This window comes from Nocardia wallacei, assembly GCF_029868745.1.
In the GTDB taxonomy this organism is placed as follows: Bacteria; Actinomycetota; Actinomycetes; order Mycobacteriales; family Mycobacteriaceae; genus Nocardia; species Nocardia wallacei_B.
In genome coordinates this window covers 1-21,780 of sequence record NZ_JARWOP010000096.1, presented here as the reverse complement: position 1 = coordinate 21,780, position 21,780 = coordinate 1, and the positions used below count along the sequence as shown (strand labels likewise).

Here is a 21,780-nt window from a genome sequence, read left to right as displayed (position 1 = left end):
TCTACGCCCCGCTGCTGGTCGGCGCCACCACCGTGCTCTACGAGGGCAAGCCGGTCGGCACCCCCGACTCGGGCGCCTACTGGCGGCTGGTGGCCCAGCACGACGTGCACGTCATGTTCACCGCGCCGCCCGCGCTGCGGGCCCTCCGCCACTTTCCCCGATCGCGGGGCCCCCACCCCCCGGGCCGCCGCGGGGGGGGGGGGGGCCGCCGCGCCCCCGCCCCGCCGAACTCAGGACTCCAGCGCGGCGTCCAGCTCGATGGTGCCGACACCGGCGAGCGCCTTGCTGATCGGGCAGCCGACCTTGGCGCCCTCGGCCGCGGCCTGGAAACCGGCGGCGTCGAGCCCGCTGACCTTGCCGCGCACGGTCAGCTTGATGGCGCTGATGTGGAACCCGCCCGCCGGATCCGGCCCCAGCGTGACATCGGCGTTGACGTCCAGACTCTGCACGGTCCCACCGGCATTGCCGATCTGACCCGACAGCGCCATGGCGTAGCACGACGAGTGCGCGGCCGCGATCAGCTCCTCCGGGCTGGTGGTGCCGTCGGCGGCGTCGGCCGTCCGCTTCGGGAACGACACGTCGAACTTGCCGACGCCGGAACTCGCCAGCTCGACCTGTCCGGAGCCATCCTGCAAACCTCCGGTCCAAGCGGTACGCGCGGTACGTGTTGGCATCACTGTCCTTTCACGTGAGTGGAGTGCCGTCCCGCCGAACCTACCGCCTCAGCGGGATCTCCTGTACCCCTTCGCCACCTCCGGCATACATCAGGCCCTGATCCGCACCTTTCCCGGCAGGCCTTAGGTCCCTACCTCGGCATGATGTGGCTGCGCGGGACTCGTAGGCCTGACGGGACTGGGAAAAGACGAGGCTTCCACGACTCCTGCGCGGTCCGGCAGTGTAGCCGTTTCCGCTGGTCAACCCGCCGGCCCGGTCGCCGAGCAGGAGACCGACCCGGCAGCGATCGGTACCGAGGTCAGGGATGGGAAGTTCGCTTTCGTGGTGAACAACGTGGAGGCCGGAAGGCAGGCCGTGGGGACGAACCCGTACCTCCGCAAGGAGGCGCAGGGCACCTACGTGCTCGTGCACACGACGGTCACCAATATCGGCAACAAACCGCAGACCTATTTCGGTCAGAATCAAAAACTCGTGGACGCGCAGGGCCGTCAGTTCGCCAACGATTACATGGCGGAAGCCAATGTCAACGACTCGATGGCCACCACCAGCGAAATCAATCCAGGAAATCAAATGGCGGTCACGATCGTTTTCGACGTCCCGGCGGATGCCGTACCTGATCACATTATTCTGCATGACTCCGCTTTCTCCGGCGGCGTGCGGGCCTCGCTGAAATAGCCGCTCGTGCGCGTAGCCGCCGGTGGGGTGCACCGGCGGCTACGGGGGTTGGGGTCAGGACATGTCGCGGCGGTGGATGAGGTAGGCCATGGTGGCGATGAAGGCTGTGATGTAGGCGGCGAGGACCAGGAATGAGGTGGGGCGGGTGAGGGTGTCGAGGACGCCGGGGGTGGCGGCGCCCTGGACCGTGCGCATGGCTCCGGCCAGGGATCCTGCGGCCGTGCCGGGGAGGTGGTCGGTGAGCGCGCGGATCGGGGAGAAGATCGCGCCGACGCCGCGGAGCAGGTTCTCCACGACCAGGACCCAGACCACGCCGAGTCCGACGGCCAGCGCGGGGCCTCGGGCAGCGGCGCCGATCAGGGCTCCCGCCAGGGTCCACATGCCCAGAATTGCTGTGCCCGTGGCGATTCCGGCCACGGCACGGCCCACCGAAGGCAGCGCCAGCGAACCGTGCTGCAAGCTTCCGATCACCGCCGCGACGCCCGTGTCGATGCCGAAGGCGGCCAGTACCAGGCCGATCACCACGACGACCAGCGCCACCACCGTTCCGCCGACCACGCTGAGCCGCGAAGGGCCTTGGGTGAGAACGGTTTTCCAGCTGCCCCAGCCGTAGCCGCTGCCGACCACCAGCGCGCCCAGCACCAGCATCAGCGCACCGCCGAACATCGCCATGCCCTGGGTGAACACCTCCGGCACCGCGGCCGGGAGCATCAGCTGCAACAGCACCTCGCGGGGCTGGCCGTTGGACATCCGGGTGCTGTCGCCGGAGGTGTAGGCCAGATAGTTGAACAGGTAGGCGAACACGAGATTCAGCAGAATCCACGTGCCCAGGACGATCCAGAACGCGGGCCACTTGCGCAGCCGGGCGAATTCGGCTCTGGTGCAGGCCATCAGGTCGTTCATCGCGCTGTCTCCAGTTTCGTCATCTCGAAAAAGACTTCCTCCAACGACTTTTCGTCGGAGCGCAGTTCCAGCAGGTCCGCACCCGCCTCGATCACCGCGCGCGCCACCACCGGTGCCGTTGCCGTACCGGCAGCCACTCTGATGCCGGCGGCGGTCAGCAACGCGGATCGATCACCCACCACCCGGCGGACGGCCGGGAAGGCCAGCTCCACCGGCTCGGCTCGCAGGAAAAGCGTTGCCGCACCGCGCAGTTCGCTCACGGTGGCCTCCGTGAGCAGGCGGCCCCGCGAGATGACGCCGACGCGATCGCAAATCTCCTGCACCTCGCTGAGCAGGTGAGACGACAGCACGACGGTGTGCCCGTCGGCGGCGAGTCCGGTGATGAGCTCGCGCATCTCGGCCATTCCGGCCGGGTCGAGCCCGTTGGTGGGTTCGTCGAGAATGAGCAGGTCCGGGTGGCCCAGCAGGGCCGCGGCCACACCGAGTCGCTGCTTCATCCCCAGGGAATAGGCGCGGAACTTGTCGTCCGCCCGGTCGGTGAGGCCGACCCGGGCCAAGACCTGCTCCACGTCGTCGTGCAGGGCGCGGGTGCTCCGGGTGCGACCGGAGCCGTCTCCGTTCGCGGTCCCGCGGTAGCGGGCGAGCACCCGCAGGTTGTCCCGGCCGGAGAGGTACGGGTAGAAGCCAGGTCCCTCGATGAGAACGCCGGTGCGCCGCAGCGACTCCGGGTCCCCCGGCCGGCGGCCGAGTACGGTCGCGGCGCCGGAGGTCGGCCGGATCAAGCCGACCAGCATCCGCAATGTGGTCGTCTTGCCCGCGCCGTTGGGGCCGAGGAAGCCGTAGATCTCACCGGCGTTGACCGTCATGCGCACGGCGTCTACGGCGGTGTGCGAGCCATAGCGCTTGGTCAGCGCCTCGGTGGCCACCACCGCCGCGGCCGGATCGGGTGCGGCGTGCCCCTCGCTGTTGTGTACCGAATCGTTCATGCCTTCGAGAATCCGCCTGCGACCTGGGTCGACACATCCGCCGCGCAGCGCGACCCGGCATACGTATCCAGACGTAATTCGCGGCGCGCGGCTCCCGTTCGGCCGCGGGCGGGGCTACCGTGCGAGTGTGCAGTCGAGGACGCGGCCGAACGGCCGGGACGTGGTGGTGGCGCTGGTCGTCGCCGTGGTGCAGTTGGTCGGGGGCAACCTCGCCAACCTGCACCAGAGCGGGAACCGCGGCCTCGACGCGCTCGGTGTCCTCCTACTGTCGGCGGGGCCGTTGCTGCTGATCGGTCGCCGCATCCACCCGACGCCGGTATTTCTCGGCGTGCTGGCCGTGACGGCCACGTATCTGCTCGTCGGCTACGGGTACGGGCCGATCTTCCTGTCCCTGGTGATCGCCTTCCTCACCGCGGCGAGCCGGGGCTCGCGCTGGCGCACCTATCCGTTCGTGCCGGTGGGCTATCTGCTGATGGTGTGGCCGGTGCCCGTGCTGCGCGGGCATTCGACCAACAGCTGGCAGGCGATCGGCCTGCTGGCGTGGCTCAGCGTGCTGATCGCGGTGGCGGAGGGTCTGCGGCAGCGGCGGGCGGTGCTGGTGGCGCGGCGTCAGCGAGCCGAGGCCGCGCGCGCCAACGAGCAGGCAGAACGCGCCCGCGAACTGGCCCGCCGGGAGCAGCGCGCGACCGAGGAACGACTGGCGATCGCCCGCGAACTGCACGACGTGCTGGCGCACAGCCTGTCACTGATCAATGTGCAGTCCTCGGTCGCGCTGGAGTTGCTGGACCGCAAGCCCGAGCAGGCGGCGACCGCGCTCACCGCGATCAAACAGGCCAGCCGCGATGCGCTCGGCGAGGTGCACACCCTGCTGCGGTCCATCCGCGCCGGCGCGCAAACCGTTGCGGCGCCGTTCAGTCCGGCCGTCGGCGTGACCGATCTGGACGCGCTGCTCGGCCCCGCACGGGCCGCCGGGCTGACCGTCCGCACCGAGGTGCGCGGCACGCCGCAGCGGTTGCCCGCCGTGCTCGACGGCGCCGCCGCCCGCATCGTGCAGGAGTCGCTGACCAATGTGCTGCGCCACGCGCCGTCCGCGCAAGCCGTTGTCGCCGTGGACTTCTTACCCGACACCCTGGTGTTGTCCGTCGAGAACTCGCCACCGTCCAGTTGTCCACAACTGTCCACACACGCGGCCGCCGGGCCGCCGGAATCCGGCCATCGCCCGCCCGCAGGACCGCTGCCGGTGCCCGAGAGCACCCCCTCCGGAACCGCGGCCGCCCCGGAAGCCAACGGCGGCAACGGAATTCCCGGCATGATCGAACGCGCCCACGTGCTGGGTGGTGAACTGACTGCGACACCGAAGCCCGACGGCGGCTTCCTGGTCCGCGCTCGTCTCCCCATCCCCCGCCTCGACACCGACCCCCGGGACGACACATGACTTCAGACGGCAGGAACCAGTCCACCTCGAGCCGGGAGACACGGTGAGCATTCGAGTGCTGGTGGCCGACGATCAGGCGCTGGTGCGCGGCGGGTTCGTCGCCTTGCTGGACGCGCAGGACGGGATCGAGGTGGCCGGGGAGGCGGACAACGGGCAGCAGGCCGTCCGGATGACCCGCGAGTTGCGGCCCGATGTGGTGCTGATGGATATCCGGATGCCGGTGCTCGACGGGCTAGCCGCCACTCGTGAGATCGCGGGCGATCCCGCGCTGGCCGCGGTGAAGGTGGTCGTGCTCACCACCTTCGAGCTCGACGAGTACGTGTTCGAGGCGATGCGTTCCGGCGCAACGGGTTTCCTCGTCAAGCACACCGAACCCGCCGACCTGGTGAAGGCGGTGCGGGTGGTGGCGGACGGCGACGCGCTGCTGTCCCCCGGCGTCACCCGGCGGCTGGTCGCCGAATTCGCCTCCCGCGCGAAACCCGCCCCGACGGCCGAGCTGACCGAACTCACCGAGCGCGAACGCGAGGTGATGACCCTGGTCGCCGAGGGCCTCACCAATGCCGAGATCGCCGCACGGCTGTTCATGAGCCCGGCCACCGCCCGCACCCATGTGAGCCGAATCCTGTTGAAGCTCAACGCCAGGGACCGCACGCAGCTGGTTGTGATGGCCTACGAGTCGGGCCTCGTCCGTCCGGGATGGCAGTAGGCAGCCGGTCCGCTCGGCGGCGAATCTTGTCGGTCCCCCGGTCTACCGTCTTACTCGGAACATCTGCTGCTACAGCGATTTGGGGGGATCTGTAATGGGCATGGTGATGTCGTTTTCCCGGGTGACTCCCGCGGAGTTGGCCCGGATCGAGTCCGCCCCGGAGAGCATGCGGGAATTTCCGTGGGAGCCGGACCGCGGAGGCGAGCCGGACGGCTATCTCGACAAGGCCTGGGACGGCTTACGGTACCTGTTCGAGAGCGCAGAACTGGACATAGACCTGTTCCTGGGCGGCCGATCCGTCGACTCCGACGGCACGCTCAGCCTCTGGGACGCCGAACTGGTCCGGCAGACCGCGAAGGTGCTGCGGGGCACCCCGTTCGACCGATTGGCCCGCCATTTCGATCCCGGACAGATGACGGCACAGAACGTCTACCCGAACATCTGGCAGAGGGGCGACGAGGCCCTGCACTACCTGCGCGTGAACTACGAGCACCTGGTGCGGTTCTTCGACTTCGCCGCCACCGACGGCTCCGGAGCGCTCATGTCGTTCGGTTAGCGCCGGGCGCGCGGATACGTACCGATACGTACGCCGGTTACCGTCCGCGCGCCGATGCCCGCGGCCGGCGAACGGAAGAGGCTGGGAGGCATGAACATCTACGCCTCTCCCGAGACCATGTCCTTCCTCGCCGACCACTACGACGGCGGCCCGCACCCCTGGCCGTTCTTCTGGATCTTCCCGGTGCTGTTCTGGCTCACCGTGATCGCGGTCGTGTTCGTCTCCCGGCGGGCCCGGTGGCGCGACCGCGGCATCGGCACGCTGCGCTCGGCGTTCGCGCGCGGCGAGATCGACGAGGACCAGTACCTGACCCGGCTGGAGGTCCTGCGCCGCACCCGGCGCGCACGGCGGTGACCATCCACCGCTACCCGTCCGATCCCGGCGGCCCGCCCGGCCGCCGGGGTCACAACCGCTGCCACCGAAGGCTTTCCGACATACGGAGGTTCACATGACCATGAAGTTCGCCACCATGCAGGTCCCCCGGACCGGGGCCGACTGGGTCCGGACCGCGCGGACCGCGGAGGAGCAGGGTTACCACACCCTGTTGCTGCCCGACACCCTGAATACCCCGTCGCCGTTCCCCGCCCTCGCGGCGGCCGCCGCAGTCACCGATACGCTGCGCCTGCGCCCGAATGTGCTCGCGGCCCCGTTGCGCCCCGTGGCCGGTACCGTGCGGGAAACCGCCGCGCTGCAACTACTCTCCGACAGCCGGTTCGAGCTGGGCATCGGCATCGGCCGCCCGGACGCCCAGCCGGAGACCGAACGACTCGGCCTGTCCTGGGGCTCGGCCGCGCAGCGGCGCGCACATCTGGTCGCCACGGTGACGGCGGTACGCGCCGAGGTCACCCCGGCGCCCGCGGTGGTGATCGCCGCCTCGGGACCGAAGATGTTGGCCGCCGCGGCCGAGATCGCCGACCGAGTCCTGGTCGCCCTGCTACCGCACGCCACCGAGGCGGATCTCGCCGACACGGTGGCGCGAGTACGCGACCATACCGACCGCCCGATCGCCTTCACCAGCCAGCTGGTCGGCATCGGCGACGAGATGCCCCGCTGGCCGGGCGCCTGGAAGGTCCCCGACGCGGCCGAGCTGCGTGCCGCGGGAGCGGCCGGACTGCTCCCCGCCGACCCCGGCGAGGCCGCGGAGATCCTGGACTCTCGCCGCGAGAAGTACGGCATCGATGAACTGATCGTGCCGGGCGACCTGGCCCGAGCCTTCGCCCCGGTGCTGGAGCGCCTGCGCTGAGCCGAGCTCAGGCCGAGACTCGCAACCCGCGCAGAATCGCTTGTTCTACAGGCGAATACGCCGCGTCGGCCCGATCCAGCACGCACGGTTCACGAAGCACCAGCGGTGGCTGGGCCATGAACTTCGGACGGCCGACTCGGTTGGGCTGGGCGGCGTGCACGAGAAACGGGTGGCACAGGTAGACGTCTCCGGCGTTGCCGGTGGCCGTCGCCTGCGGCAGGTCGTCGGTCGAGGAGAAGACGTCGACGAGCTCGATCACCTCTGCACCGTCTTCGCCCAGCGGCTGTAGTGCCCGCGGCAGACGCAGGTGCGAACCCACGCGGAGACGGGTCGGGGCGTCGTCCGGCCCGACATCGGAGAACAGGAACAGCATCAGCAGCGCCCGGCCCTTCGACCACAGGTTGACGCGCCACTGCAGCGGGTTGGCCGGTGGTGGATCCCCGGCGAAGCTGGCATCGACGTGCCAGCCGTCGTCGGCGGGCGGGTACTCGCTGGGGAATCGAATCGGGAAGGTGCCCACGCTGATTCGGGGCCACCAACGTTCGGCCCCGACCAGCTGGTCGAACGCCTCGCGCAGCGCCGGCGCGGTCGCGGCCTGCCGGAACGGTTCCTCGGCGTGGTCGCCGAGCCGGATCACCGGCTGCGTCCAGGTCGACGGGTCGTCCGGATCGCAGCCGGTCTCCCGCCAGAGGATTTCCCGGCCCGCGTCCGCGACCTCCCGCGGAAACGCCTGTTCGATCCGCACGAAGCCGTCCGCGATGAAACTGTCGATCTGCGCCTCGGTGAGCATGCGTTCCTTCCGCGTCGGTTGGCCTCGGAAACGATGCCTCGAGCAGGCTCGGCCACGCCACCGAATTTCGGGTGATGCGCCGCCGGGCGAATGCTGACATGCGAAAGCCCCGCTGCCCCAGGCGAACCTGGGCAGCGGGGCTCTCGAACGGACCTCTTACTCTCCGGAAGCGGAGGCCTCGCCGGCCAGCACCTCGACCGGCTGTTCGTCCTCCTCCACGGGCTTGGCCGGCTTGGCCCGCCCGGTGAAGGTGAACTTGGCATCCTCGCCGGCGCCTTCGCCGTCCCAGCCCTCGACATCGACCGAGACGATCTGACCGGCACCGATCTCGCCGAACAGGATCTTCTCCGACAGCTGGTCCTCGATCTCGCGCTGGATGGTGCGACGCAGCGGGCGCGCACCGAGCACCGGGTCGAAGCCGCGCTTGGCGAGCAGGCTCTTGGCCCGGTCGGTCAGCTCCATCTCCATGTCCTTGTTCTTCAGCTGCACGCCGACGCGGTTGATCATCAGATCCACCATCTCCACGATCTGCTCGGTGGTGAGCTGGTGGAAGACGATCACGTCGTCGATGCGGTTGAGGAACTCGGGCCGGAAGTGCTTCTTCAGCTCGTCGTTGACCTTGAGCTTCATCCGCTCGTAGTTCGAGCCCTCGCTGTTGGACTGGGTGAAGCCCAGGCCGACGGCCTTGGAAATATCGGATGTCCCCAAGTTGGAGGTGAAGATCAGCACGGTGTTCTTGAAGTCGACCGTGCGGCCCTGACCGTCGGTGAGGCGGCCGTCCTCCAGGACCTGCAACAGGGTGTTGTAGATCTCCTGGTGGGCCTTCTCGATCTCGTCGAACAGCACGACCGAGAACGGCTTGCGGCGCACCTTCTCGGTGAGCTGGCCGCCCTCCTCGTAGCCGACGTAGCCCGGAGGGGCGCCGAACAGCCGCGAGGCGGTGAAGCGGTCGTGGAACTCGCCCATGTCGATCTGGATGAGCGCGTCGTCGTCGCCGAACAGGAAGTTCGCCAGCGCCTTGGACAGCTCGGTCTTACCGACACCGGACGGGCCGGCGAAGATGAACGAACCGGACGGGCGCTTCGGGTCCTTCAGACCCGCACGCGTGCGGCGGATGGCCTTCGACACGGCCTTGACCGCGTCCTCCTGGCCGATGATCCGCTTGTGCAGCTCGTCCTCCATGCGGAGCAGACGGGTGGTCTCCTCCTCGGTGAGCTTGAACACCGGGATACCGGTCCAATTGGCCAGCACCTCCGCGATCTGCTCGTCGTCGACCTCGGCCACGACATCCAGATCGCCGGAACGCCACTGCTTCTCGCGCTCGGCGCGCTTGGCGACGAGCTGCTTCTCCTTGTCACGGAGACGAGCGGCCTTCTCGAAGTCCTGCGCGTCGATCGCGCTTTCCTTCTCCCGGCGGGCGTCGGCGATCTTGTCGTCGAACTCGCGCAGGTCCGGCGGAGCGGTCATGCGACGGATGCGCATGCGCGCACCGGCCTCGTCGATCAGGTCGATCGCCTTGTCCGGCAGGAACCGGTCGTTGATGTAGCGGTCGGCCAGTGTGGCGGCCGCGACCAGGGCACCGTCGGTGATGGACACCCGGTGGTGCGCCTCGTACCGGTCGCGCAGGCCCTTGAGGATGTTGATGGTGTGCTCGACCGTCGGCTCGCCCACCTGGACCGGCTGGAAGCGGCGCTCCAGCGCGGCGTCCTTCTCGATGTACTTGCGGTACTCGTCGAGGGTGGTGGCGCCGATGGTCTGCAGCTCACCGCGGGCCAGCTTCGGCTTGAGGATGGAGGCCGCGTCGATCGCGCCCTCGGCGGCGCCCGCACCGACCAGCGTGTGCAGCTCGTCGATGAACAGGATGATGTCGCCGCGGGTGTTGATCTCCTTGAGCACCTTCTTCAGGCGCTCCTCGAAATCACCGCGGTAGCGGCTGCCCGCGACCAGGGAACCCAGGTCGAGGGTGTACAGCTGCTTGTCCTTCAGCGTCTCGGGGACCTCGCCGTTGACGATGGCCTGCGCCAGGCCCTCGACCACGGCGGTCTTACCGACACCGGGCTCGCCGATCAGCACCGGGTTGTTCTTGGTGCGGCGGCTGAGCACCTGCATGACGCGCTCGATCTCCTTCGAGCGGCCGATGACCGGGTCCAGCTTGCCCTCCAGCGCGGCCTGCGTCAGGTTGCGGCCGAACTGGTCGAGCACCAGGGAGGTGGAGGGGGTGCCGGTCTCGCCGCGGGCGCCGGATTCCACCGGCTCCTTGCCCTGGTATCCGGACAGCAGCTGGATGACCTGCTGCCGCACCCGGTTCAGATCGGCGCCCAGCTTCACCAGGACCTGGGCGGCGACGCCCTCGCCCTCGCGGATCAGGCCGAGCAGGATGTGCTCGGTGCCGATGTAGTTGTGGCCGAGTTGCAGCGCCTCGCGCAGGCTCAGCTCCAGCACCTTCTTGGCGCGGGGCGTGAAGGGGATGTGACCGGACGGCGCCTGCTGGCCCTGCCCGATGATCTCCTCGACCTGGCTGCGCACACCCTCCAGCGAAATGCCCAGGGATTCCAGAGACTTCGCCGCGACACCCTCACCCTCGTGGATCAGGCCCAGCAGGATGTGCTCGGTGCCGATGTAGTTGTGGTTGAGCATCCTGGCCTCTTCCTGGGCCAGGACAACGACCCGCCGCGCGCGGTCGGTGAACCTCTCGAACATCGCTCCCTCACTTCCTGCTCCGCTTACTACGGCTGTCCGGCGCTTCAGTCGACCGATCGCCAGCCTGCCATGAAGCCCTGGGGTTGCACTCCCCCGCCTCCCACTCTAGTTGGCGGGGGTCACGGCCGTCGTCCGTCCACCCTATTGCGAACCGGCGACAGCGCGCCTCATTCAGTCATAACGCGACCACTGCCAGGAACGTTTCTGCAGGACGTACGCCCAGAGCGAACAGCGGCGAGCACCCTGCGACCTGCTCAGAGGTCGCGTTCGGAAATGACGCCGCTCTGCATGGCCAGCATCGCCAGCCGCACGCGCTTCTGATTCTGCGGCAGATCCTCGACCCCGAACTTCGAGAACAACGTGCGCATGTGGGTCTTGATCGCGTCCACGCTCAGGAACAGCTCATCGGCGATCTGCTGGTTCGGCGCGGGCGTCGCGAAGCCGGCGTTGTTCTTGTAGGGGCGGCACAGCGCGATCAGCACCGACCGCTGGGTGTCGGTGAGCGACCGCAGCGAGGGCAGCGACCCGGTGGAGGTGCGGGTGGCGTCGTCGGCGACGCCGGTGAAGTCGTGGAACGACAGCAGCGAGGTGCCGACCCGGATCCGATCACCGGGCGACAACCGCCTGCGGCCGACGAGTCGCTCCCCGTTGACGAACGTGCCGTTGCGGGAGAGTCCGTCGTCCACGATCGTCCAGTGCGCACCCAGGTACTCCACCGACGCGTGCAGCCGGGACACCTCGGCGTCCCAGGACAGGGTCAGGTCGGCCTGCTGCGAACGGCCGATGGTGACGCGCTGGAGATCGGGAGAAAGCGCCAACTCCTGCTGCCGGCCCGTCTCATCGATGAATCGCAGGAACGATTCGTGAAATGCGGTCACTGCGCCGATCCCTCAACTCTCCACTCGGCCGGCGTCGTTCGCACGTTTCCATGGTGCCGCGCCGCCCGCACCCGAGCAAGATCATGCGGCGCGCATCGAAGGACAAACGCCGCCCATCGGTTATGCGGAAACGATATGAAAATACCGCTGCCGTCCGGACGGCGCACGATTCCTCCGGACGGCAGCGATGAAAACAACAAGAGTAGCCGAGTCCGAGGGTCGGCTAGTTGGTACGGCCGACTTCCTTGTTGTATGCCTCGGTAATGTCGGCCGAGATACGCCCGCGCGCCGAGACCTTGTGGCCCTTGCGCCGTGCCCATTCCCGAATTGCCGCGCTCTGCTCGCGGTCCATCGACACCCTGCTCTTGGTCGCACCCGCCGTCGCACCCGCCGGCTTGCTCCGCCGCCGTCCGCTCACCCGGCGTGCGTTGGTGACCCACTGCTCCAGCCCGTCGCGCAGCTTTGCCGCATTTGCCGCGGACAAGTCGATCTCGTACGACACACCGTCGATCGCGAACTCGACGGTCTCGTCCGCGATGGACTCACCGTCGACATCGTCGATCAGGCTAACGGTGACCTTCTTTGCCATGAGATGAACGTCCTCTCGAAATCGTGCGACCCGCATAGTAGGCCGATGCCCGAGTTGAGAATACCTCGAATTCCGAGATTTCCAACACGAGACTTCGGCATTCGAATCCGACGACTCAGCGAGCTGTCGGACGCACAATTGGGAACAGTATCGTTTCCCGGATTCCCAGACCAGTCAAGGCCATCAGCAACCGATCGATTCCCATACCGGTGCCCGTTGTCGGCGGCATACCATGTTCCATGGCCGCGAGGAAGTCCTCATCCAGCCGCATGGCCTCGTCGTCACCCGCCGCCGCCAATCTCGCCTGATCGATGAAGCGGTCCCGCTGAATCACCGGGTCCACCAGTTCGGAATAACCCGTGGCCAACTCGAAGCCGCGGACATACAGGTCCCACTTCTCGGTCACGCCCGGCTTGCTGCGATGCTGCCGCGTCAACGGGGACGTCTCCACCGGGAAGTCACGCACGAAAGTCGGCGCGTACAGCTTGTCACCGTAGGTGTGCTCCCAGAGTTCCTCGACGAGTTTGCCGTGGCCGTAGCCCTTGTTCGGCGGAATTTCCAGGCCCACCCGGTCGGCGAGCTCGAGCAATTCCGGCACGGTCGTTTCGGGCGTCACCGCAACACCGAGCGCATCCGACAGCGAGGGGTACATCTCCACGGTGTTCCACTCGCCACTCAGGTCGTATTCGGTGCCGTCGGCCAGCGTCACGACCTGGGTTCCGAAGACCTCCTGCGCCACCTCCTGCACCAATTCCCGGACCATCCGCGCGGAATCGTCATAGGTGCCGTAGGCCTCGTACGTTTCCAGCATCGCGAACTCCGGCGAATGTGTGGAGTCGGCGCCCTCGTTACGGAAGTTGCGGTTGATCTCGAAGACCCGCTCGATGCCGCCGACGACGCAGCGTTTGAGGAACAACTCCGGCGCGATACGCAGGTAGAGGTCCATATCGAGGGCATTGGAGTGGGTCACGAACGGACGCGCGGCGGCGCCGCCGTGCAGCGTTTGCAGCATCGGCGTCTCGACCTCGAGAAAGTCCCTGCGCTCCAATGCATTTCGCAGTGCGCGCACCACCTTCACCCGGGTGCGCGCCATTTCCCGCGCCTCCGGCCGCACGATCAGATCGACATACCGCTGCCGGACCCGCGACTCCTCGCCCATCTCCTTGTGTGCCACCGGCAGGGGTCGCAGCGACTTGGCCGCTATCGACCAGGAATCGGCCATAACGCTCAATTCACCGGTACGCGAAGAGATCACCTCGCCGTGCACGAATACGAAGTCGCCGAGGTCCACATCGGCCTTCCAGGCCGCCAGCGCATCCGCTCCGACACCGTTCAGGCTGATCATCGCCTGCAACTTGGTGCCGTCGCCCTCCTGGAGCGTCGCAAAACACAGTTTGCCGGTATTACGCATGAATATGACCCGCCCGGCCACCCCCACCTGCGTACCGGTGGCGGTATCGGCCGCCAGGTCGGGATAGGCGGCCCGAATTTCCGCCAGGGTGTGCGTGCGAGGCACCGCTACCGGATAGACCTCACCGCCCTCGGCGAGCAGCCGCTCCCGCTTCTCCCGGCGAATCCGCATCTGCTCCGGAACGTCGACTTCCGCTGGGGCAGGACGGGATTGCCCCGCAGGAACCGAACCCGCGGAGCTACCGGACGAAGGGTTGTTCGGGGTGCTCACAGCGCACTACCCTATCGTGCGCCGTAATTCGCCCCCAATCCGCGGCAATTACACCGAGGCGACCGCGACGACCTCTCGGGCGATGTGCGGGGCGCCCGCGGCGACCGACACCAATCCCGTCGCCTTCAGCGCCTGATAGCCGCCCACCAGATCGGTCGCGCGGTGCAATCCCAGCTGTTGCAGGGCGGCCGCGGCCAGGCTGGAGGTGTAGCCCTCCGAGCAGACCACGATCCATTCCACGTCATGATCGGTGGCCAGCGCCAGCCGGGCGGAACTGGTCGGGTCCAGCCGCCATTCCAGCACATTTCGCTCGATCACCAGCGCGCCCGGCAGCGTGCCCTCCTTCACCCGCTGCGCCTGCGGCCGGATGTCGACCAGCAACGCGCCCCGGGCGACGGCCTCGGGCAATTCGAACGCGTAGATCCGCTGCAACTGCGAACGCGCGTGGTCGAGCATGCGGTCGATTCCGCTGCGCGGCGCGCTCCCGTGCGTCGGCTGGGTCATTTTACTTCGCCTTCGGGCTGGTCGGTGAGGACCGTCCGGCTGCGCCGCAGCGTGCCGTGACCGGTGACCTCGTAATAGGACATGGCGGTGAGCGGTGGTGAATAGGCGTGCACCGACAGGGTCGGATTCGACGGTTCGGCGGGCCCGGCCAATTCGTCGGGCGCGCGTACCACGTCGTGTACCCAGCCGAGCGGGAACGAGGCCTGGTCGCCCGCCGTCAGCGTGCGCCGGCGTAACTCCCGCCCGTTCCAGCGGAACTCCGACAACGCCCCGCTGAGGACCGTGAGCGCGCCCAGCGAACCGGCGTGGTCGTGCAGTTCGGTGGAGCGATCGGGCACCCAGCTGATCAGCCAGACGTCGACTTCCTCGTCGGACTGCAGCCGCACGGCCCAGCGATTGTCGCGGGGCCATTCGCCGTCGGCGGGGAGCAGGTGGTCGAAGCGACCGGCCAGCACGTCCTCGGCGCCCTCGTCGGTGAGCCGCAGCAGATCGGCCGGGCGCAGCCGGGTGGGCAGCGCGGAGACGATCGGCCGGTCGGTGACGTCGGCGGAGAGCCGCACCGCGGGCCGGGGCGCGACAACGGGCGACGCGACCGAGCGGGCACGGGTGGAATAGGAAACTGCAGAGGACCGCATGAGCGAGACTCCAGGAGAGTGAGGATGGCAGGGGGGCGAATGCGAAGCCCCGACACCAGCCGAGGCGAATCAGCCTCGACAACACTCCTGGGTGGTCACGCGGTAAGACACGTCCGGAAGTTTAGCAGCAGGTTCCCACCGGGCAAATGCGGTGTCGGATTCCCCACACCACCGGCGCGCCATCCCCGTCATTCCGAAGGGCTCTCACCGCCGACGCTGGAGATTTCGTTCGAAGACCACCCGCAGACCCTCCAGCGTCAGGTGCGGCTCGTGGCGTTCGATGGTCTCGGACTCGGGCACGATCAGCGGCGCGGACTGTCCGGTGGCGACCACCACGACGTCGTCGCCGGAGAAGGCGTCGAGTTCGTCGCGGATGCGGTCGATCAGGCCGTCGACCAGGCCCGCGAAGCCGAACACCGCGCCGGACTGGATGCACTCCATGCTGTTCTTGCCCACCACCGAGCGCGGCCGAGCCAGCTCGGCACGGCGCAGCGCGGTGCGCTCCACGATCGCCTCCGTCGCGATCTCCACGCCGGGAGCGATGACGCCGCCGAGGAACTCGCCCTTGGCCGACACCAGATCCACGCAGATGGCGGTGCCGAAGTCGACGACGATGGCCGGGGCGTCGAAGCGGTGGTAGGCGGCCAGGCAGTTGACGATGCGGTCGGCGCCGACCTCCTTCGGATTGTCCACCAGCAGCGGAATGCCCGTGCGCACACCGGGTTCCACCAGCACGTGCGGGACGTGGCTCCAGTAGCGGCTCAGCATCTCGCGCAGTTCGCGCAGTACCGGCGGCACCGTCGACAGCGCCGACACCCCGACCACCTGCTCGGCCTGCTCGCCGATCAGCCCGCGCACCTGCATGGCGAATTCGTCGGCGGTGAGCAGCGGGTTGGTGTGGATGCGCCAGGTCTGCGCGATCTTCGCGTGCTCGCCACTGCCGGAGAACAGGCCGATCTCGATGGTGGTGTTGCGGACATCGATGGTCAGCAGCATCCCGGATGTCTCCTACGCCGGAGTCAGCGTGCGCGGCGAGGACAGACCCGAACCGGCAGGGGCGTGCGCCGGATCCGAACCCAGCTCCACCTGCCGGTTGCGTTCGTCGACGAACACCACCCGCGGCGCGTACTCGCGCAGTTCGGCCTCGTCCATCATCCCGTAGGCGATCAAGATCACCAGATCGCCGGGATGCACGAGATGCGCTGCGGCGCCGTTGATTCCGATCACGCCGGACCCGCGCTCGCCCGCGATCACATAGGTCTCCAGCCGGGCGCCGTTGTCGATGTCGACGATGCAGACCTGCTCGCCCTCGAGCAGATCGGCGGCGTCCATCAGGTCCGGGTCGACGGTCACCGAGCCGACGTAGTGCAGGTCGGCGTGAGTCACCGTGGCGCGGTGGATCTTGGACTTCATCATGGTGCGCAACATCGTCGTCGGCCTTCCTACGAGTTCGCCTGGGCAGGCTGGGCATTCGGGGTCGTGGGGTGGCCGTCCAGCGACGTCGGGAGGGTGACGGCCGTGTTGTCGATGAGGCGGGTCGTGCCGAGGCGGGCCGCGACCAGCAGGCGGGCGTTGCCGCTCCAGTCGGGCGGGCCGGGCTCGGTGAGCGGTGTCAGGTCTGCGCGGCGTAGTTCGAGGTAGTCCACGTCCAAGTCGGGTACCCCGGCGAGGACGCTGCGGGCCGCCGCGAGCACCGCGTCCGGACCCAGCCCACCGGCGTGCCGTCCGGCGGCCAGCGCCGCGGACAGCGTGGTCGCCACTTCGCGGTGTTCCGGCGCGAGGTACCGATTGCGCGAGGACATGGCCAGACCGTCGGCCTCGCGGACCGTCGCGACCGGCACGATCCGCACGCCGAAGTTCAAGTCCCGCACCAATTGTCGGATCAGGGCGAGCTGTTGGTAGTCCTTCTCGCCGAAGAACGCCTCGTGCGGACGCGCGATCTGCAGCAGTTTCGCCACGACGGTGAGTACGCCCGCGAAGTGGGTCGGGCGGGCGGCGCCCTCCAACTCGGCGCCGAGCGGGCCCGGATGCACCGAGGTGCGCGGACCGTCCGGGTACATCTCGGCGGCGCTGGGCGCGAAGACCAGCTCGACGCCCTCGCCGCGCAGCAATTCCACGTCGGCGTCGAGGGTGCGCGGGTACTTGTCGAGGTCCTCGCCGACGCCGAACTGCAAAGGGTTCACGAAGATCGACACGATCACGACCTGGTTGGTCCGCTTGGCCTGCCGCACCAGGTGCAGATGGCCCTCGTGCAGCGCGCCCATGGTGGGCACCAGCGCGACCTTGCGCCCGACCGAGCGCAGCGCCTCCGCCACCGCGGTCAGCGTCGCCGGATCGTGCAGCACGGTCAGTTGGCCGGGCCGATAGCTGCCGCGCAGGGCCTGCAGCCGCGTCGTATCGGTCATCGGGGGCCCTCCAGCAGATCGATCAGAGCGGGGTCGGTGCGCGCCCGTTCGGCCGTGCGCAGCGACAGCGCGCGATAGCCCTCGGCCAGGCGGGGGTCGACCGCGGTGAGGGCGGCGAGATGGGCGGCGACCGCGGCCGTGTCGCCGCGCGCGACCGGGCCGGTCAGCGCCGACTGCCCGCGCCGCAGGGCGTTGTCCAGTGCGGCCGAGGCCAGCGGCGCCAGGATGCGCTCGGCCAGACCGTTGGGCTGATCGTCGACCAGTTGCTGGCCGAGCAGTCCGGGCCCCTCCAGGGCGGCGCGCAGGGCGGCCACGGCGTCGACGATCAGAGTGACCAGATGATTGCTGCCGTGCGCGAGAGCGGCGTGGTAGAGCGTGCGATGCTCCTCGGGCACCCGCACCGGCTCGCCACCCATCTCGATCACCAGCGACTGGGCGATGGCGTAGCCGACCTCGTCGGCGGCGGTGATGCCGAAGCAGGCGTTGCCGAGCCGAGTGGTGTCCTCGTCGTGGCCCGTGAACGTCATGACCGGATGGATGGCCAGCGGACGGGCGCCGAGTTCGGTCAGCGGGGCCAGCACCGCGATGCCGTTCGCACCCGAGGTGTGCGCGACGATCGTGCCGGGCCGCACCACCCGCGCCGCCGCGAGCCCGGCGACCAGACCGGCCAGCTCGCTGTCGGGCACCGCCAGGACCAGCAGTTCGCTGCGGGCAGCGACCTCCTCGGCAGGCATGATCCGCGAATCGGGCAACGCCGCGCGGGCGCGCTGCCGGGAGGCGTCCGAGATCGCGGACACCCCGAATACGACGTGCCCGGCGCGCTCCAATGCCGCGCCGAGCGCCGAGCCCACGCGTCCCGCCGAGACGATTCCCACCGTCAGCCGTGCGGGCGCCGGGTCACTCCCTGAGACACTCCGGCCCGCATCGGGCCGTGCAGATTCAGAGGTCACCATTGTCCTCTCGAAGTCGTTCCAGTCCCGCCGTGCGGGTACCGGACGTTATCGGTTCCGAGGATAGGCCGGGCCGGGACGCGCGGACAGGGCCGGGGCCGGTGATGTTCCCCACCAGCGCCGATCAGTTCGAGCTGTTCTGCTCCGACCGTAGGTTGGCCATGATCTCGGCGACCGTCAACTGGTGGCCGTTGCGCTCGCCGTCCCCGGCCTCCGCGCGGCGGCGACGGCGGGTGCCCGCGGTGCCGATGGCGGAGGGCGCCTTGGCCGGTGGCCGGGCCTCTTCGGACGGTGCGACCGCGGCGCCGTTGGTCTCCGGCACGGCGGACGACGAAGCGCCGTTCACCGACGCGGCGCCGTCCGACCCGGCACCGTTGACCGGTTCCGGATCGGCTTGCGAATTCGGCCGTTCCGGCTCGGGCTCGGCTGCCTCGGGATCGGGTTCGGGCGTCTCCGACCAGGCGGTCCAGGTGTCGGACGACTTCGGCTCGGGGGTCTGCTCCCAGGCGGTCCAGGAATTGCGTGACCGCGGGCCGGGCTCGGCCGAGACGATCGAGGTCTCCGCGGTCACCGGATCGTCGTCCGGGCTGGCGAACAGCGGCGCTTCGGGGTGGCTGGTCTCGAAGACCGGCGTCACCGAACCGCGCGGCACGGCGGGCACACTCCACGCATCCCAGGTGTCGGTATCCGGCGAGCTACCGTTCGCCGAGCGTGCGGGCAATTCCGGAACTCGCACCACATCGGCGCGCAATGCGGGCCGCTCGACCGGCAGGTCACCGTCGAACAGCCGTTGCAGGCTTTCCCTCAGCACAGCCAGCTCGGCCCGCAGCGCGGCCATTTCCGCGGCCTCGGCCCCGACTTCCGCGCGGACCCGGGATTCGACACCGAGTTCGTATTCGTGCCGTGCGGCAATCTCGCGCCGCAGTTGTAACTCGTACACCGTTTGCAGGTCACGCATCTTGACCCGGTCCACTGCCGACTCCCGGCGGTACCTGCCGGCCACCATGACACCGATCGCCCCAGTCCACAGGGCTGCGATCAGTCCGATGCGGGTCAGTTGCAGGCTGTCACTGAAACTCAGGAAAACGCTGGCAATCAGTCCGAGCAGAATCAATACACCGACGACGAATTTTCCCGCGACTCCCCGCCATCGACGGGAAGTACTGCTACGGGCGGGCGAAACCATGCCCGTCAGGGTAGCTCGGATGGCCGACGCCGGCGGCAAGCCCGGCCGGTGATTCCTTTCGGAAGGATTGCTATGAAGTTGCCGGTTCGTCCGGCGGATCGCTCGGCGCGCGACAGCAATACTCCAGCCACAGTGCCGCCGCCACCAGCGCCACACCCGCGACCAATCCCACGACGGCGCCGGGGGTGTCCGCGGCCGCCGCGCGCAGCGTCGACCGCTGCGGGAACACCCAGACGAGGAAACCCAGCCAGACTCCGGCGGCCAGGGAGCCCACTTGCGCCGAGGCCTTGGCCAGCGCGACCGCGCGCGCGGCGGTGATCGGGTGCAGGTGCTTGGGGCCGTCGCCGATGCGCTGATCGTGCACCCGCGTCCGAATCATGAAGGCCAGCACCGCCTCCAGCGCCGCCACCGGATACAGCGAGGCGCCCGCGATCACGCTGATCGGCGGGAAACTGGAATACGCCCAGCGCGTGGCGACCCAGGCGACGGCCGCGGCGATCAGCACGTTCGCGGTCAGGTCGAGCAGCTTGGTCGGTTTCATGACGTTCACGAGATCACCGGCCGGAGTCGAAGGTCGGTGCGCCGCACGCCGTCTCGTTCGGCGGCTGGCAACTCCGCCAGCAGTTCTCGCACGGGCCGCGCCACGCCGTCCACCTCGAGCACCGCATCGGGATCCGCCTCCAGCCAGGGCGCCAGCACGAACGCGCGATTGTGCGCCTGCGGGTGCGGCAGCGTCAATTCCGGATCGGCGCTGCGCACCGGTCGCAGCTCGCCGTCCCGGCGCTCTCCGCACCAGACCACGTCGACGTCGAGAGTCCGTGCGCCCCAGCGCACCTCGCGTACCCGTCCCGCGGCCTGCTCCAATTCCTGACCACGGGCCAACCAGTCCCGCGGCGTCGCGTCAGAATCGTCTACCACGAGAATGGCGTTCAGGTAGTCGTCTTGCGGCACCGGTCCCCACGGCGCGGTCGTATAGACCGACGACACCGCGATCAGCTGCGGCGCGAACGCGTCGACCACGCTGCGCAGGTGCGCCTGCCGGTCGCCCAGATTCGAGCCGATGGACAACACCGCGCGGGTCATGCCGCCGCCTCGCGCCGGCGGGTCGCGACCACCCGGACGTCGGCGAAGGTGTGCGGAATAGGGGCGGAAGGCTTGTGCAGCACCACTTCCGCGGCGGCGACGCGCGGATCGGCCATGATGTCGTCGGCGATCTCCGAGACCACCGTCTCGATCAGATTGCGCGGTTCGCCCTGCACGATCGCCACCGCGCGACCGGCGAGCGCACCGTAGTCGACCGTGGCGTCGAGGTCGTCGGAGGCCGCGGCCGCGGCGAAGTCCAGCCAGAGGGTGAGGTCGACGACGAACTCCTGGCCGTCGCGGCGCTCGAAGTCGAAGCAGCCGTGATGACCGAACGCGCGCAGTCCGCGCAATTCGATGCGGTCGGTACTCAGCGGATTACTCCCTCGTGCCGTCGATCGTCTCGGACTGCTCTGTTCTATCTCCCGTGCGGCGCCGGTCCTCGGCCGCTCGCCGCCAGGCGTCGGTCACCGCGATCGCGTCCAGGGAGGCTCGCACGTCGTGTACTCGCACACCCCAGGCGCCGTGCAACGCCGCCAGCGCCGAGACCGTCGCCGTCGCCACCTCGCGGCCGGCGGGGGGACGCGGCGTCTCGCCGTCGGCCAGCAGCCTGCCGAGAAAACGCTTGCGGGAGGCGCCGATCAGCACCGGCAGGCCCTGGGCGGTGAGTTCGGGCAGCGCGCCCAGCAGGGCCCAGTCGTGCCCGGCGTTCTTGGCGAAACCCAGACCTGGATCGAGCACCAGCCGACTCGGGTGCACGCCCGCCGCCATCGCCAGATCCACCTGGATCGACAGTTCCTCGAGCACCTCGGCGACCACGTCGCCGTACTGCTCGGCCGGGCCCGTGTGCCGGTAGTCCGCCCCGGCCCGCCAGTGCATGAGGATCCACGGCACCCCGGCCGCCGCGACCACCTTCACCATATCGGCGTCGGCCCGCCCGCCCGAGACATCGTTGACCACCGACACGCCCGCCGCGATCGCCGCCTCCGCGACGCTCGCTCGCATGGTGTCCACGCTGGTCGGCACCCCGGCCTCGACCAGGCCCCGGATCACCGGCGTCACCCGGTCCGCCTCGATCCGCGGATCGATGCGGACCGCGCCGGGTCGCGGCGATTCCCCGCCCACGGCGATGATGTACGCGCCCGCCGCGCACAGCCGAACACCGGGCGCGACCGCCAGTTCCGGGGGCAGATAGCGGCCACC

At 69.0% G+C, this 21,780-nt stretch carries 25 protein-coding genes; 6 read left to right on the top strand and 19 right to left on the bottom strand.

The window, feature by feature from the left end; genetic code table 11:
- Nucleotides 1-230: 230 nt before the first annotated feature.
- Complete coding sequence (locus QH470_RS07265) at nucleotides 231-674, bottom strand: OsmC family peroxiredoxin (protein ID WP_280271498.1); 444 nt, start codon at nucleotides 672-674, stop codon at nucleotides 231-233.
- Between the two features lie 169 nt (nucleotides 675-843).
- Between QH470_RS07265 and QH470_RS07260 the strand changes: the two genes are divergently transcribed.
- Complete coding sequence (locus QH470_RS07260) at nucleotides 844-1,350, top strand: DUF4352 domain-containing protein (RefSeq protein WP_342228423.1); 507 nt, start codon at nucleotides 844-846, stop codon at nucleotides 1,348-1,350.
- A gap of 54 nt (nucleotides 1,351-1,404) precedes the next feature.
- Here QH470_RS07260 and QH470_RS07255 read toward each other — a convergent pair whose 3' ends face one another.
- Together QH470_RS07255 and QH470_RS07250 are read right to left on the bottom strand one after the other, a co-directional pair.
- Nucleotides 1,405-2,253 (bottom strand): ABC transporter permease subunit, encoded by an 849-nt coding sequence (locus tag QH470_RS07255; protein WP_280271497.1) that lies wholly within the window; start codon nucleotides 2,251-2,253, stop codon nucleotides 1,405-1,407.
- Nucleotides 2,250-3,239, bottom strand: a complete 990-nt coding sequence (locus QH470_RS07250; RefSeq protein ID WP_280271496.1) for an ABC transporter ATP-binding protein — start codon at nucleotides 3,237-3,239, stop codon at nucleotides 2,250-2,252. Before QH470_RS07250 ends, QH470_RS07255 begins: the two co-directional genes overlap by 4 nt.
- A gap of 127 nt (nucleotides 3,240-3,366) precedes the next feature.
- Here QH470_RS07250 and QH470_RS07245 point away from each other — a divergent pair, with 127 nt between their 5' ends.
- From QH470_RS07245 to QH470_RS07225, 5 genes are all read left to right on the top strand, one after another.
- The gene (locus QH470_RS07245) at nucleotides 3,367-4,674 is read left to right on the top strand and encodes a sensor histidine kinase (protein WP_280271495.1); all 1,308 of its coding nucleotides are present in this window, start codon (nucleotides 3,367-3,369) and stop codon (nucleotides 4,672-4,674) included.
- Between the two features lie 43 nt (nucleotides 4,675-4,717).
- On the top strand, nucleotides 4,718-5,380 hold the full coding sequence (locus QH470_RS07240; RefSeq protein WP_280271494.1) for a response regulator: 663 nt from the start codon (nucleotides 4,718-4,720) through the stop codon (nucleotides 5,378-5,380).
- Nucleotides 5,381-5,474: 94 nt separating this feature from the next.
- On the top strand, nucleotides 5,475-5,936 hold the full coding sequence (locus QH470_RS07235; RefSeq protein WP_280271493.1) for a YfbM family protein: 462 nt from the start codon (nucleotides 5,475-5,477) through the stop codon (nucleotides 5,934-5,936).
- Nucleotides 5,937-6,026: 90 nt separating this feature from the next.
- The gene (locus QH470_RS07230) at nucleotides 6,027-6,290 is read left to right on the top strand and encodes an SHOCT domain-containing protein (RefSeq protein WP_280271492.1); all 264 of its coding nucleotides are present in this window, start codon (nucleotides 6,027-6,029) and stop codon (nucleotides 6,288-6,290) included.
- A 94-nt stretch (nucleotides 6,291-6,384) separates the two neighbouring features.
- Entirely contained in the window at nucleotides 6,385-7,179 is a 795-nt protein-coding gene (locus tag QH470_RS07225) for an LLM class flavin-dependent oxidoreductase (protein WP_280271491.1), read from the top strand.
- Nucleotides 7,180-7,186: 7 nt separating this feature from the next.
- On the opposite strand, the gene QH470_RS07220 is transcribed toward QH470_RS07225, so the two are convergent.
- The 16 genes from QH470_RS07220 to folP form a co-directional block, all read right to left on the bottom strand.
- The gene (locus tag QH470_RS07220; protein WP_280271490.1) at nucleotides 7,187-7,969 is read right to left on the bottom strand and encodes a phytanoyl-CoA dioxygenase family protein; all 783 of its coding nucleotides are present in this window, start codon (nucleotides 7,967-7,969) and stop codon (nucleotides 7,187-7,189) included.
- A 156-nt stretch (nucleotides 7,970-8,125) separates the two neighbouring features.
- Complete coding sequence (locus QH470_RS07215) at nucleotides 8,126-10,669, bottom strand: ATP-dependent Clp protease ATP-binding subunit (protein ID WP_280271489.1); 2,544 nt, start codon at nucleotides 10,667-10,669, stop codon at nucleotides 8,126-8,128.
- Between the two features lie 254 nt (nucleotides 10,670-10,923).
- Nucleotides 10,924-11,547 (bottom strand): FHA domain-containing protein, encoded by a 624-nt coding sequence (locus QH470_RS07210; RefSeq protein ID WP_280271488.1) that lies wholly within the window; start codon nucleotides 11,545-11,547, stop codon nucleotides 10,924-10,926.
- A 223-nt stretch (nucleotides 11,548-11,770) separates the two neighbouring features.
- Entirely contained in the window at nucleotides 11,771-12,136 is a 366-nt protein-coding gene (locus tag QH470_RS07205) for a histone-like nucleoid-structuring protein Lsr2 (RefSeq protein WP_187686333.1), read from the bottom strand.
- Between the two features lie 115 nt (nucleotides 12,137-12,251).
- Nucleotides 12,252-13,718, bottom strand: a complete 1,467-nt coding sequence (gene lysS / locus QH470_RS07200; protein ID WP_280271487.1) for a lysine--tRNA ligase — start codon at nucleotides 13,716-13,718, stop codon at nucleotides 12,252-12,254.
- Between the two features lie 147 nt (nucleotides 13,719-13,865).
- Nucleotides 13,866-14,321, bottom strand: coding sequence for a rhodanese-like domain-containing protein (locus QH470_RS07195; RefSeq protein ID WP_280271486.1), 456 nt, complete (start codon nucleotides 14,319-14,321; stop codon nucleotides 13,866-13,868).
- Nucleotides 14,318-14,956 (bottom strand): cysteine dioxygenase, encoded by a 639-nt coding sequence (locus tag QH470_RS07190; RefSeq protein ID WP_280271485.1) that lies wholly within the window; start codon nucleotides 14,954-14,956, stop codon nucleotides 14,318-14,320. Before QH470_RS07190 ends, QH470_RS07195 begins: the two co-directional genes overlap by 4 nt.
- Nucleotides 14,957-15,160: 204 nt before the next feature.
- Nucleotides 15,161-15,952, bottom strand: coding sequence for a type III pantothenate kinase (locus tag QH470_RS07185; protein ID WP_280271484.1), 792 nt, complete (start codon nucleotides 15,950-15,952; stop codon nucleotides 15,161-15,163).
- A gap of 12 nt (nucleotides 15,953-15,964) precedes the next feature.
- Nucleotides 15,965-16,384, bottom strand: coding sequence for an aspartate 1-decarboxylase (gene panD, locus QH470_RS07180; RefSeq protein WP_280271483.1), 420 nt, complete (start codon nucleotides 16,382-16,384; stop codon nucleotides 15,965-15,967).
- 14 nt (nucleotides 16,385-16,398) lie between these two features.
- The gene (panC, locus tag QH470_RS07175) at nucleotides 16,399-17,361 is read right to left on the bottom strand and encodes a pantoate--beta-alanine ligase (RefSeq protein WP_280271482.1); all 963 of its coding nucleotides are present in this window, start codon (nucleotides 17,359-17,361) and stop codon (nucleotides 16,399-16,401) included.
- Nucleotides 17,358-18,314: a Rossmann-like and DUF2520 domain-containing protein gene (locus QH470_RS07170; RefSeq protein WP_280271481.1), complete on the bottom strand. Its 957-nt coding sequence runs from the start codon at nucleotides 18,312-18,314 to the stop codon at nucleotides 17,358-17,360. The genes panC and QH470_RS07170 overlap by 4 nt, the downstream gene beginning before the upstream one ends.
- 121 nt (nucleotides 18,315-18,435) lie before the next feature.
- A complete protein-coding gene (locus QH470_RS07165) occupies nucleotides 18,436-19,497 on the bottom strand; it encodes a DUF6779 domain-containing protein (protein ID WP_280271480.1) in 1,062 nt (353 codons plus the stop codon).
- Between the two features lie 70 nt (nucleotides 19,498-19,567).
- Nucleotides 19,568-20,038 (bottom strand): DUF3180 domain-containing protein, encoded by a 471-nt coding sequence (locus tag QH470_RS07160; protein WP_280271479.1) that lies wholly within the window; start codon nucleotides 20,036-20,038, stop codon nucleotides 19,568-19,570.
- Nucleotides 20,039-20,043: 5 nt separating this feature from the next.
- On the bottom strand, nucleotides 20,044-20,580 hold the full coding sequence (folK, locus tag QH470_RS07155) for a 2-amino-4-hydroxy-6-hydroxymethyldihydropteridine diphosphokinase (protein ID WP_280271478.1): 537 nt from the start codon (nucleotides 20,578-20,580) through the stop codon (nucleotides 20,044-20,046).
- A complete protein-coding gene (gene folB / locus QH470_RS07150; protein WP_425302628.1) occupies nucleotides 20,577-20,936 on the bottom strand; it encodes a dihydroneopterin aldolase in 360 nt (119 codons plus the stop codon). Before folB ends, folK begins: the two co-directional genes overlap by 4 nt.
- A gap of 19 nt (nucleotides 20,937-20,955) precedes the next feature.
- A partial coding sequence (gene folP / locus QH470_RS07145; protein WP_280271477.1) for a dihydropteroate synthase occupies nucleotides 20,956-21,780 on the bottom strand: 825 nt, incomplete at its 5' end.